The organism is Pandoraea fibrosis (assembly GCF_000807775.2).
Classification (GTDB): Bacteria; Pseudomonadota; Gammaproteobacteria; order Burkholderiales; family Burkholderiaceae; genus Pandoraea; species Pandoraea fibrosis.
This window is the reverse complement of record NZ_CP047385.1, coordinates 1627901-1640760: the sequence shown is the minus strand read 5'-3', so window position 1 is coordinate 1640760 and position 12860 is coordinate 1627901. Positions and strand designations below refer to the sequence as shown.

At 62.7% G+C, this 12860-nt stretch carries 9 protein-coding genes; 7 read left to right on the top strand and 2 right to left on the bottom strand.

Translation table 11 applies throughout. The annotated features are described in order from the left end of the window. Positions 1-356: 356 nt before the first annotated feature. The 3 genes from PI93_RS07325 to PI93_RS07315 all read left to right on the top strand — a co-directional run bounded on the left by PI93_RS07325 (position 357) and on the right by PI93_RS07315 (position 4084). The gene (locus PI93_RS07325) at positions 357-998 is read left to right on the top strand and encodes a glutathione S-transferase family protein (protein WP_407945357.1); all 642 of its coding nucleotides are present in this window, start codon (positions 357-359) and stop codon (positions 996-998) included. A 17-nt stretch (positions 999-1015) separates the two neighbouring features. Beyond that, a complete protein-coding gene (locus PI93_RS07320; protein ID WP_039370834.1) occupies positions 1016-1336 on the top strand; it encodes a DMT family transporter in 321 nt (106 codons plus the stop codon). A gap of 267 nt (positions 1337-1603) precedes the next feature. Then, positions 1604-4084 (top strand): autotransporter family protein, encoded by a 2481-nt coding sequence (locus tag PI93_RS07315; RefSeq protein ID WP_052240683.1) that lies wholly within the window; start codon positions 1604-1606, stop codon positions 4082-4084. A 30-nt stretch (positions 4085-4114) separates the two neighbouring features. Here the strand turns inward: PI93_RS07315 and PI93_RS07310 are convergent, their stop codons facing one another. Further along, on the bottom strand, positions 4115-4951 hold the full coding sequence (locus PI93_RS07310; RefSeq protein ID WP_080759201.1) for an SDR family NAD(P)-dependent oxidoreductase: 837 nt from the start codon (positions 4949-4951) through the stop codon (positions 4115-4117). A gap of 86 nt (positions 4952-5037) precedes the next feature. Then, the gene (locus PI93_RS07305) at positions 5038-5733 is read right to left on the bottom strand and encodes a TetR/AcrR family transcriptional regulator (protein WP_052240685.1); all 696 of its coding nucleotides are present in this window, start codon (positions 5731-5733) and stop codon (positions 5038-5040) included. An 89-nt stretch (positions 5734-5822) separates the two neighbouring features. Here PI93_RS07305 and PI93_RS07300 point away from each other — a divergent pair, with 89 nt between their 5' ends. From PI93_RS07300 to PI93_RS07285, 4 genes are all read left to right on the top strand, one after another. After that, positions 5823-6620 (top strand): class II aldolase/adducin family protein, encoded by a 798-nt coding sequence (locus PI93_RS07300; protein WP_201278433.1) that lies wholly within the window; start codon positions 5823-5825, stop codon positions 6618-6620. 116 nt (positions 6621-6736) lie between these two features. Beyond that, positions 6737-8134, top strand: coding sequence for an MFS transporter (locus PI93_RS07295; protein WP_144400305.1), 1398 nt, complete (start codon positions 6737-6739; stop codon positions 8132-8134). A gap of 4 nt (positions 8135-8138) precedes the next feature. Next, complete coding sequence (locus tag PI93_RS07290; protein WP_039371094.1) at positions 8139-9668, top strand: class I adenylate-forming enzyme family protein; 1530 nt, start codon at positions 8139-8141, stop codon at positions 9666-9668. A gap of 179 nt (positions 9669-9847) precedes the next feature. Beyond that, positions 9848-12856 (top strand): autotransporter family protein, encoded by a 3009-nt coding sequence (locus tag PI93_RS07285; protein ID WP_052240687.1) that lies wholly within the window; start codon positions 9848-9850, stop codon positions 12854-12856. The last annotated feature ends 4 nt before the right edge of the window (positions 12857-12860 follow it).

Here is a 12860-nt window from a genome sequence, read left to right as displayed (position 1 = left end):
GGCCCGGTTCTCGCCTCGGGCGCCCGATTGCGTTTCGTGCTGCGCGAGGGCGACGGCTCGGCGATCCTGTCCGCGTCGACGATCCACACCTGATCGCGCGTGTCCTCTTGCGTCAGAGCGCTCGCGATATGTGTCAACGCCCCCGATGGCGATGCAGCCCTGTGCGCCGAATCCCGCCATGCTTTCACCTTGTCGATGCACGCGAGCGCCGCCCGGTGCCTTTGCGCTATCTCCACCGGACGGTTCCGGCCTGGCGTCGCGATCATCACGCCCCCTTGTGGATCTCTTGGAAAAATCATACGATTGCAATTGCAATGATTGTAATTGCAATTTATAAGCAGGACAACATTCCGAGGATCCCCATGAATCCGGCACTCACGCTCTATACGGCCGACACGCCGAACGGCCTGAAGGTCAGTCTGTATCTTCACGAGGCATCGCTTGCGTATCGACAGGTGAACGTCGATCTGTCTGCGGGCGAGCAAAAGCAACCTGCGTTCCTGCAACGCAATCCGAATGGAAAAATCCCCGTCATCGTGGACCACGAGCGCGACGTGACGGTGTTCGAATCCGGCGCGATTCTGACTTACCTCGCCGAGAAGACCGGCGTGCTGCAACCGATGACACCAGCGAAAGCCCTCGCGGTGAATCAGTGGCTGCACTTCCAGATCGGCGGCATCGGCCCGATGCTCGGTCAATTGTGGTGGTTCCTTCACGGGTCGAAGACCGACAACCGCGAGGCCATCGAACGCTACAGAAAGGAGTCGTTGCGCCTGATCGGCGTAGTCGATTCGCGTTTGGCGAGATTGGCTTACCTCGCCACGGATGAGTACTCGATTGCCGACATCGCCGCATTCGCGTGGTTGCGCACGCATCGTGAACTGAGCCTCGATCTCACACCGTTTGCCAACGTGCAACGCTGGCTGGCCGCCATCGACGCGCGTCCGGCAGTAGCGTCCGGCATTGCGGCAAATCGGGGATTGGGGATTGACGCTTGAACCGGAGGCGTAATGCCATGGCCTGGATCTATTTGCTGCTCGCGGCGGGACTGGAAATTGCGATGGGGCTGGCGCTCAAGCTCAACGACGGCTGGACCCGTGTGTTACCCAGCGCAATGGCCGTGGTCGCGGCGCTGGCCAGCATCTACTTGCTGGCACTCGCACTGCGCGCATTGCCGGTCGGCATGGCCTATGCGATATGGACCGGCATCGGCACGGTCGGACTATTGATCGTCGGCGTGCTCTGGTTTGGCGAATCGCTCCCCTGGAGCCGTGTTGGGTTTCTCGTACTGACGATTGTGGGGATCGCCGGGTTGCGGTTTTCCGAAGGTGGTTAGGCGAAACACTGGGGTTGCATCAAGCGCATCGACTCCCGGAAGTAGTATCTGATCGGCAAGGCCAGGGGCCGGTTGAAAATAAATACGTCGAACTACGACTTTAGTCCATGGTGCCCGCCCGGACACGACGCTAGCCTGTGTTCACAAGCGACGAGACGCATCGGCCCCCCTTCGACGACAGGTTGGTCGGGCATTTCGTCGCGACGCTCATGACTCTCGACGGTAGACCCGATGCCACCCAAAACCTTCCAGCCTAGGCGCAAAGCCTTGGCACTTGCCATTTCCGCGTTCGCCGCGAACTGTGCGCCGCAAGAGACGATGGCCGCGCCACCCGCGAATTGTCTCGCCACCTGGAATGGATCGGCGGGAACCCCGGTGCTCGTCATGGGGGGAGACTGCACGATTGCGCAGGGCGCAGCTATCCACATTTCGGACGTGATCGGGCTGCAGATTATCGGCACCCTTAGCAGCGTTGGCACGGTCTCGAACGGCGGGAGCATTTCCAGCGACAATTTCGCGGTTGCAAGCTCGGGCACGGTCGCCGCATTCATCAATGCGACCGGGGGGTATCTTGGTGGGCAGACCGGCTTCGCCAACGCCACGGCCAGCAGCATTGGAACGTTGGCCAACAACATCGGCGCTACCATCAGCGCCACGAGCGCAGGCGTTGTGAACTCGGGCAGCATCACACTGCTGCGAAACGACGGACGGATTGACGGGGGCAATATTGGTATCTATAACCTCGGATCCACCGGCACACTCGTCAATAGCGGCACGATTAGTGGCAGCAGCTACGGCATATTCAACGACGCTAACGGGTCCATCGGCTCGATCGTTAACACCGGCGTCATATCCAGTTCCTGGTTAGCCATCATGTCCGGATTTTCCCCTCCGGAAGGCGCATCGCTCTCCACAATCACGAACACCGGCGTCATTGCCGGGCATATCGCCAACACCAGCCCGCACGATATGACCATCGTCGGCGGCGCCGGCTCGGTGTTTGGCACGCTGACCGGACCGAACGGCGCCATCGGGGTGATTGACAACGCCCGTAGCAATCTCACTATCACCGGCAATCAGGTCCTGAACGATCACGTCAACCTCGTCACTTTCTCGTCAATGACGCTCTTCAGCGAAGCGGGAAGCTTGCGAGTGGACAATCCGCTCACGATCGTTGGCAACTACACGATGCGCGCCAATGGCACGCTGCTCATCGGCGTTTCCAGTGGCGCGGTGACCACGGGCGCCGAAAGCGACATCGGTTACGGCCGGTTGGTGGTCACTGACCGGCAGCCTGGTCAAGTTCCGGGCTCCGGCCCACGCTACGGCGATGTGACGATCGAGCCTGGCGCCACGGTGAAGTTGACCAGCACCGGCGGTGCCTACGCCTTTGCCACGGGACAGCGCTATGTGGTCGTTCAGGCAACCGGCGCCGCGAACTACAACGTGAACCAGTTGAACTACGGCATTGTCGGCGCGCGATACTCGGTCTCCGGCGCCGAAGTGACCGACCCCGTATCGGGCAATCACGACCTCGTGCTGCGCGTAGGAGACCTTCTGCCCGATACCGTCACGCCCCCGGACCCGGGAGGCACCGTGCCTCCCGCACCGGCCCCCGTCTCCCCGACAACACGTAATGCCATCGCATCGCTCGGCGGGCTACGAAGCTATACCGGCGTCAACGACCCCGGATTGCTGAATCTTTACAATGCGTCTCTGGCGCTGGGGAGCACTGCCGAAGCCAACCGCGCGGGCGCGCAGTTGTCGCCGACACAATCACTGGCGGCGTCGCGTGCAGCGGCCGCCCCAACCGTCGACGCCCTGAATCTACTCGGCACTCGTATCGATGGCCTGCGCATCGCAAGCGATGCCCGCAACGGTATTGCGACGGGAGATGGCGCACCGGCTTACGGTGTGTGGGGACAGGCATTCGGCGGCCACGCCAGTCAGGGCATGATCGACGCCATCCCCGGTTACAGCGCGAACTATGGCGGATTGCTGTTCGGTATCGACCGCGCGCTCAACGAACGCTGGACGGCCGGCGGCGCATTCTCCTATAGCCACACTCGCATCAACGGTTCCGACGACAATGCCGGTAGTACCACACAGGTCAACGGTTACGGCCTGCTCGCCTATGCGAGTTATGCCGGTTCGCCGTGGTACGTCAACCTGTCCGGCGGTGTGGTTCAGCAACGCTACAGCACCACACGCGTGGTCGACTTCACCGGGTTCTCCGGCACCGCGAACGGCGCGTTCACCGGGCAACAGTATGTGGCTCGTACCGAGTTCGGCTATCCGTTACCGCTGGGAAGCGCCACGCTCACACCGCTGGCCAGCCTCACGTACAGTTATCTGCACCAGAGCGCTTACACGGAGACCGGCGGCAATGGTGCTGCACTCGCCGTCGGCAACTCGCATGCCAGTTCGCTTCGCAGCGCATTGGGTGCACGTTTGGAAAAAGCAGTCTCGACTCGCTATGGCGACGTTGTCCCGTTCGCGCAATTGCAGTGGATACACGAGTTCGTGAATTCGCAGGCCGTCACGGGCGCGAGCTATGCGGGGGACGTTACGGGTGAGACGGCCTTCACCACGGTGGGCGCGTCGCCGGTGCGCGATCTCGCGGATCTGACGCTTGGCATCACGCTGATCCGCAGCCGTCTGCTGTCGCTGAGCGCACGCTACGAGGTTCAGGCCGGCTCGCGATTCGTGTCGCAGACGGGGAGTCTGCGGCTGCAGCAGCGGTTTTGAGATACCGGCGCGGCCTCGTCTGCGTTCGGCTTATGCCGCCTTGCCATGTGCCAACTCGCGGAAATTCATCCAGTGTGAACTGACCAGCCAGCCGGCGTCGACGGGCAAGCTCACGCCGGTGATTGCGCTCGACTGGTCACACATCAGGAAGCTCACCGCCGCCGCGATTTCATCGGTGCCGACCAGACGACCCAACGCCGAATGCGCCTCGATGGCGGTCGCGCTGCGCTTGCCCGTCGCGAGCTTGTCTTCGAAGATCGGCGTGAGCGTGAAGCCCGGCGCCACGGAATTCACGCGAATGCCCGACGCGCCCAGTTCCCCCGCCGCCAATTGCGTAAGCGCCCCCAACGCCACCTTCGACGGCGAGTAGGCATGCAGCGGCAGAGGACGTAGCTCGTTGATCGAGGTGATGTTGACCACCGCCCCCGTGCCCGCCTGCTTCATGAGCGGTGCGAACGCGCGCAGGCAATGCTGTGCGCCGAAGTAATTCACGTCCCACACGCGGCGCTGCATGGCGTCATCCATCTCGAGCATCGGCATCACGTCTTGCAGCAAGCCCGCGACGTTGACCAGTCCGGCTACACCCCCACGCTCTCGCAATGACGCAGCGAGCGCGTCGACGGCCGCGTGGTCGGTCACATCGACTGCCGCGACCTCCAATCGCGACTGCCCGGCACGCTCCCCAAAGACATCGCGCAACCGCGACAAATCAAGGTCCGTCGCCACCACACGCCAGCCGTCGTCGTACAGACGGTTCGCGACAGTCAGACCAATACCGCCGCTCGCGCCCGTCACCACGACGGCGTGTCCGCTATCGCGCAAAGCATCCAATGAAAGGCGTTTCGCGCGGCCAGAAGTTGTGTTCATTCCAGGCGTCTCCGTCAGGTTGTGTTGTGGTTTTAATTTCTAAACCATTCGTTTAGTTTATTCACAACCCCGCCGAATGCGTCAAGCTATTTTTTTGCTGCGCTCCTGACGCGCGCCACCTTCGCCGGACTGTCCTTTGCTACCCGCGTGCGCTTCGCCGAGAGTTCGGGAATCGTGCCATTCGGGCCAATCAGGCCTTGCATGACGAGGTCGACGTGCTCGCGCACGAAAGCCCGCGTGAGCGGCTTGTGCCCCACGAGCAGACGGTAGTAAAGCGGCGCATAAAGAATATCGAGCACGACATCGGGGTCGCCCGGCTTGATGAGGCCACGCGCCACCGCGTCGCGCACGATCTGCACGCCTTGCTCCCGGCGGGCCGAGACGTAGCCGTCGCGGAAGGCTTGCGCGATCTCCGGATCGGACTGCCCTTCCGCGATCAGCGCACTGATCATCGTGCCCATCGGTCCGCAGAACTCCTCGGCCATCTTGAGCAGCCGGGAAAAAATGCTGTCGAGCTTGAGCTCCTCCGGGTATGGGAGCGCCTGCCCCGCTTCGCGCAGAAACGCCGTCATGATCACCGACGCGCGGTTGGGCCACCACTTGTAAATCGTTGCCTTGCTCACGCCTGCGGCCGTCGCAATGGCTTCCATCGTTGTGGCCGCCAGGCCCTGCTCGAGCAGCAAACGATAAGCCGCGTCGAGCACGGCACGTTCCGCTTCGACACTTCGCTTGCGACCGCGCCGGCCGGCCGTCACAGATTCGGGATTCAACTGACTTGACATTCGTTATGTCCGGACAAATACTAAACTGAACGTTTAGTTTATAAATATCGCCACCGCATTGCCAGCGGTACGTCGGTTGGGAGAACGGAATGCCAAAGTCTGACACAGTTTTTTCTTCATTTGATCTGCCCGTAGGCAAAGCGCTCGCCGATACCGGCATGACGCCCGCCGAGCAGCGCGTGCGCGAGGACCTCGCTGCGGCGTATCGCCTGTGTGCGCTCAATGGCTGGGACGATCTCATCTACACGCATCTGTCGGCACGCGTGCCCGGACCGTCCCATCACTTCCTGGTCAATCCGCTGGGTTTGTCGTTCGACGAAATTACGGCGTCGAATCTGGTGAAGATCGATCTCGACGGCCGCGTCATCGGCGACTCGCCGTATCGCCCCAATGCGGCCGGCTTCGTCATTCACGGATGTATCCACGCCGCACGCGAGGATGCCGCGTGCGTGATGCACCTGCACACCGAGGCTGGCATGGCGCTGTCTGCACTGGAAGACGGACTGCTGCCAATCACCCAGCACGCCATGCGCTTTGTCGGACGGCTCGGCTATCACGATTACGAGGGCATTGCGCTGACTATCGACGAACGCGAACGCCTGCTGGCCGATCTCGGCGGGCATACCGCGCTCATCCTGCGCAATCACGGCACGCTCACGGTCGGGCGTTCCGTCGGACACGCGTTTGTGGAAATGTTCTACCTGGAGAAGGCCGCACGCGCACAATTGCTGGCACAGGCGACCGGTGCCGCGCTGCGAATTCCGCCGCATGAGATTGCGGCGCTGACGGCCGAGCAATGGGTGACGGACTTGCGCGGTTCGGGCGATCGCGAATGGCCGCCGTTGTTGCGCAAGCTCGAGCGCCATGGGAATGACTATAAGCAGTAACGCCCGCCCGGTGGGCGTCGGCGCAAGCCAGTGGTAGCAGATCGTGCAGCACGCAGGACGTATGACACAGCTGGCAGCGACCAGCACTCAACACAAAATCATGACGGAGACACCCCTTGAACCCGACCCTTGCATCACAGACGAGCGGACCGGTCACCAGCGGCGATAACGCCGCCGCGCTGGACTCGCGTATCGCACAGGACACGATCGGTCAGCTATTTCGCCGCATTCTGCCCTTCCTGATCCTCTGCTATATCGTGGCGTTTCTGGACCGCGTGAACGTCGGCTTCGCCGCGTTGCATCTGAACGGCGACCTCGGGTTCACCGCAACCGTCTATGGTTTCGGTGCGGGCATTTTCTCGATCGGCTACTTCGTCTTCGAGGTGCCGAGCAATCTGATCCTCCACCGGGTCGGGGCGCGCATCTGGATCGCTCGCATCATGGTGACGTGGGGCTTCATCTCCGCCGGCTTCGCCTTCGTGTCGGGCGAGACTTCGTTCTATGTGATGCGCTTCCTGCTGGGCGTGGCCGAGGCGGGATTCTTCCCCGGCATCGTGCTCTATCTCAGCCTCTGGTTCCCCGGGCGTGCCATGGCGCGAGCGACGGCGATCTTCATTCTCGGCTTGCCGCTCGCGGTGCTGATCGGGGCGCCCTTGTCGACCGCCATTCTCACGTCGCTTCATGATTTCGCCGGCCTGCGTGGCTGGCAGTGGATGTTCCTGCTCGAAGGCGCACTTGCCGTCGTGGTCGGCGTCATCGCCTATTTCGTCCTCGGCAACTCGCCGGACAAGGCGACATGGCTGACGCAGGCGCAACGCGAATGGCTGGTGCGAACGCTTGCGCAGGAGCGCGCCGCGAAGGAGAGCGCGCGTCAGTACGGTGTGATGGAGACGCTGCTTTCCGGCAAGGTACTGCTGCTCGCGTTCGCCATTTTCTGCAACATCACTGCGCTGTTCGGTATCACCTTGTGGATGCCGCAGATCATCAAGGGGATCGGCGGCCTCGACAATACCCGTGCGGGGCTGCTCAGCGCAGTGCCGTATGTGTGCGCGGGCATCGCAATGGTGATCAACGCGCGACACTCGGACAAAACCGGCGAGCGACGCTGGCACATTCTCGTGCCGGCCGCCACCGGCGCCGTGGGGCTGGTGCTGGCGGGAAATGCCACGTCTCCGTATGTCGGAATTCTGGGACTGTGCATTGCAGCGGCAGGCATTCTGGCTTCCAACATTCTCTTCTGGCCGCTCGTGCCAATGTTCCTGACGGGCGCCGCCGCTGCCGCCGGTATCGGATTGGTGAACTCAGTCGGCAACCTCGGCGGCTTCGTCGGCCCGTATCTCACGGGTTGGGCGAAGGACACCTTCGGCGGATACGGTGCGAGCATGAGCACGCTTGGCGTGATGGTGTTGCTCTACGGTGCGCTGCTCTTCACGTTCCTGACCGTAGCAACGCGACGCGCCGCCGATGCAGATGCCCGTGCGACCGCCGGCGCGGCGCGCTCGACTGCTCACTAAGATCATGAATATTGCCAATACACTCGCTCGCGCCGCTGTGCGCCATCCCCATCACATCGCGACTTATCTCGGGGATTCACCGCAGTATGACTACGCCACGTTGGCTCGACGCTGTGTCGGAATCGCCAACGGGCTTCGTTCTCTAGGGCTGAGCGAAGGCGCGCGCGTGGCACTCTGGATGCGCAATCGCCCGGAGTATCTCGAGTGGCTGTATGCGATTTGGTGGGCCGGTCTGGTCGCCGTGCCGATCAACGCGAAGCTGCACCCGCGCGAGGCGGCGTTTATCGTCAACGATGCGCAGGCAGAAGTGGTGCTCGCAGAGGCGGAGGATCTGGAAGCCATCGCCGAACATCTCGAGACCTCCGCCGTTCGCGTGACGCCCGAGGATCCCCGAATTGACGTGTGGATGAACGCCACCGAAGCGCTTGCATCGCCAACGTCCGCGGTCGCCTCCCGGGAGAATGGGGATCTGGCGTGGATCTTCTACACCTCCGGCACGACGGGACGTCCCAAGGGCGTGATGCTGTCGCATCGGAATCTCTGGTCGCTCTCGGCGTGCTACATCGCCGATGTGGACAATGTCGGCCGTGACGACCGCACGCTCTACGCCGCGCCGATGTCTCACGGCGCCGGGCTGTATAGCGTGGTTTTCATGATGCAGGCAGCGGGACACGTGTTTCCGTTGTCGGGCGGCTTCGATGCGCAGGAAATGTTTGCACTGGCGGATTCGCTGGGCGCCATCTCATGCTTTGCCGCGCCGACAATGGTGAACCGGCTTGTACGTCATGCACAGGACACAGGAACGTCGTCCGACGGATTCAAAACGATCGTGTACGGGGGCGGGCCGATGTACACCGCCGACATCGAACGTGCGCTCTGTGTGATGGGTTCGCGGTTCGTTCAGATCTACGGACAGGGAGAATCGCCCATGACGATTACGGTGTTGCCGCGCGACGGTATTGCCGGGCGCGAGCATCCCCGCTGGGCGCACCGGTTGGCGTCGGTCGGACATGCGCACGCGATGGTCGAGGTCGAAGTGGTGGATGAGCACGGCGTGCCCATGCCGCCGGGTACGGCGGGGGAAGTCGTGGTGCGCGGCGATGTCGTAATGCAAGGGTATTGGCAGAATCCGGAGGCGACGGCGAAAACGCTTCGCAACGGCTGGTTGTGGACGGGAGACATCGGCGTGCTCGACGAGGACGGTTTCCTGACGCTGAAGGACCGCTCGAAGGACGTCATCATCTCAGGTGGTACGAATATCTACCCGCGCGAGGTCGAGGAAGTGCTGTTGCGGGCAGACGGTGTGGCCGAAGTCGCGGTGATTGGCGAGCCGGACCCCGAATGGGGCGAAGTGGTCGTCGCTTATGTAGTGAGCACACCCGGTGCCGCGCTCGATAGCCGTCTGCTGGACGCCCATTGCCTCGATCACATCGCGCGGTTCAAACGTCCGAAGCGCTATGTCTCGGTCGAGGTGCTGCCAAAGAATCACTACGGCAAGGTGTTGAAGACGGCGCTGCGGGAAGCAAACGGGTGATGTGCGCGCTGACGTAATGTTGTGCTGGCACGGTCTTGCCCGCCGGTCTCACGGGCAAGACCGTTTGAAACCTGATTGACGCCAATTGCCCCACCTTTTGACTGCATTTCATCAATCCGTCATGACGCCGACGAATACTTGGCGACTTCGAACAAGTTCCAAAGAGGACATCGGAGTTTATGAAACCAGTTGCCATTCTGGCAGGCGTCATCGCGCTCTTCGTCGAGCCGCACGCCTTCGCCGCGACCTTCCTCATCACCAACGGACTGACGTCCACCACGCCGCAGACGCTCTCCAGCGGGCAAACCGGCACGATCGACAGCGGCGGTGTCCTGTCGGTCAGCGGTAGCAGCGTCGGGATCACCGCCACCGGTAACGCCACCATCGTCAACAACGGCGCGATCCATATGACGGGCACCGGCCGGGCCATCCGCGACAACACCGGCGGCCTGACGTTGACAGTGACCAACGGGGTCGGCGCCAGTATCACGACCTTCGACGCGGACGTGATCCAGATGAATAAGGCGAATAGCAATATCGTCTTCAACAACTACGGCACGCTGAGCTCGACCAACAACTCCGCCGGCGGCAGTCAGGCAATCGATTTCAACGCGATCACCACCGGCACCAACGTGCTGAACAACTTTGCCGGCGGCGTCATCCAGGCGAACGAAGCCGACGCCGTGCGTCCCGGTGTCAACGGCGTGGTCAACAACGCGGGCATCATCCGCTCGACCAACAACCCCGGCAGCACCAGCAGCAGCGACGGGATCGACGCGCAGGCCAACAGCGGCATCACCATCGTCAACGCGGCAACCGGCCTGATCCAGGGCGCACGTCACGGCATTACCGGGGGCGTCGACACCACCACGGACGGCACGTTCAAGCTCTCCATCACGAACCAGGCCGGCGGCACGATTCAGGGCATGAACGGCTCCGGCGTCAACATCGACGGCTTCAACGCCAAGGAAGTCGTCACGATCAACAACAGCGGCACGATCATCGGCAACGGCGTGACAGGCGATGGCGACGGGGTGGACGTCGACGGTGTCGTCAACATCACGAACTCAGGAACGATTCGCGGCGCAAGCGCCGCCAATGACGTGAGTGAGGGTGTGACGGTCGGCGGTGGCACTATTGTCAACAGCGGCACCATCGTCGGCGAAAATACGCCCGGCGGCGTGGGGCGCGGCATTACGCTAGCCGGCGTAGACAAGGATCCGGTCACAAAACTGCCCATCGCACCGCAAGGCATCTACGTCAACTCGACCATCGTCAACAGCGGTCTCATTCGCGGTCAGAGCGACTCGGCCATCGCCGTGACGGGCGTTCGCAATGCCATGACGGTGACGATCATCAACCAGGCGGGCGGCGTTCTGGAAGGCGGCGGTGCGACGGCGGCCGCCGTCAATACCGGTGCCAACGATGCGACGGTGATCAACTACGGCACCATCACCGCCGACCAGAGCGGCAAAGCCGTGGACCTGGGCAGCGGCAACAGCAGCCTCCAGATACTTGGCGGTGCGGCCTTGGTGAACGGCGATGTGTCCGGCGGCACGGGCACCAGCACGCTGACCATCACACCGGGCAGCGCCAACGCGTTCAGCTACAACGGTGCGATGTCGAACTTCTCGGCAGTGACGCTGGGAGCCGGCACGATCACGCTCAACGGATCCAGCACCTATACCGGCGCGACGACGGTGGCCAGTGGCGCCACGGTCATCGTTGGCGATGCTGCGCATCGAAGCGCGACGTTGGGGAGCGGCATGACGACGGTGGCTGCCGGCGCGACGCTGTCCGGTTACGGTGGCACGTTGGGTAGCGTGACGAACGCCGGCATGATCGCCGTCGGCAGTGCGTCGCCGGGCGCCACCGCGGGCAATCTCGGGACGTTCACGATTGCCGGCGATTACGTCGGCAACAACGGGACAGCGCTGTTGGGCACCACCATCGCCGCCGACGGCACGGCCGCATCGGACAAGCTCGTCATCAACGGCAACGCGAGCGGCACCACCCTGCTCAAGCTGAAGGTCTCGGGCGGCGGCGCACCAACCTCGGGCAGCGGTATCCAGCTCGTGCAGGTCAATGGAACGGCCTCGGACAGCGCATTCAAGCTTGACGGGCCAATTCAGGCAGGCGCGTATCAATATCTGCTTCGCAAGATAGGACCGGCCGGCGGAGACCCAAGCTGGTTTTTGTCGACGTCCTACGCGTCGGGCGAAACCGCTTACCGCGCAGCGGCGGTTGGCTACGCCATGACGCCGCAGTTGAACACCGATTTCGGATTCACCATGCTGGGCCGCCTGCAGGAACGCACAGGCAGTGCGCGCAGTGAGGACACGTCAAATGGCGTCTGGGGTCGCGTGTACGGCAAGTCGATGGACGCCAACATGTCAGGGCGCTTCGATGCGGATGAGCGCATGTTCGCGGCGCAGTTCGGGCGTGAGTGGCGATTGAATACCGAGGCGTCGGGCTGGGGCGGAGATGCACGTGCGGGCGTGACAGCGACCTTCGGGACGGCATCTGCCTCGTTCTCGGACAGCGCACGCACGCTAGACCCGACGCTCTCGGCGGCCACCGGTTCGGTCACGATGCAGGCCCAGTCGGTGGGTGCCTACTGGACGCGAATCTTGCCGCAGGGCGCTTACCTCGATGTGACGACGCAGATTTCGCACTATCGCAACAAGTACAGCGACGTGCAGGGCGTGGGGGCCACCCAGAACGGTTTCGGGGCAGCACTGTCCGGTGAGATCGGTCATCGATTCGCGATTCTCGGCTCGGGCTTCACCCTCGAGCCGCAAGCGCAGTTGGCTTATCAGTACCTGCATCTGAACGGGTTCAGCGATAGCGTATCGACGGTGTCGGGCAACACGACGAATGCGTTGCGTGGCCGTCTGGGCGTCAAGGTGAATGCCCCGGATCTGGGGAACGTTGCGGGCGTTGGGTCGGCGTCTCCCTATCTGACGTTCGACGTGGTGCACGACTTCCTGTCGCCGGGTGCGACCAGCGTGGCAGGCGCAAGCTTCGACAGCAGTCTTGCCAAGACGTGGTACGAGATGGGCGCAGGTTTGGAGGCGACGCTTGGCCGCGCGTCTTCGCTGTATGCGAGTGTGAAGTACGCCCGCAACATGGGCGGCGAGTACCGTAGGAACGTGTACGGACAGGTAGGGTATCGGTATCGGTGGTGAGAAC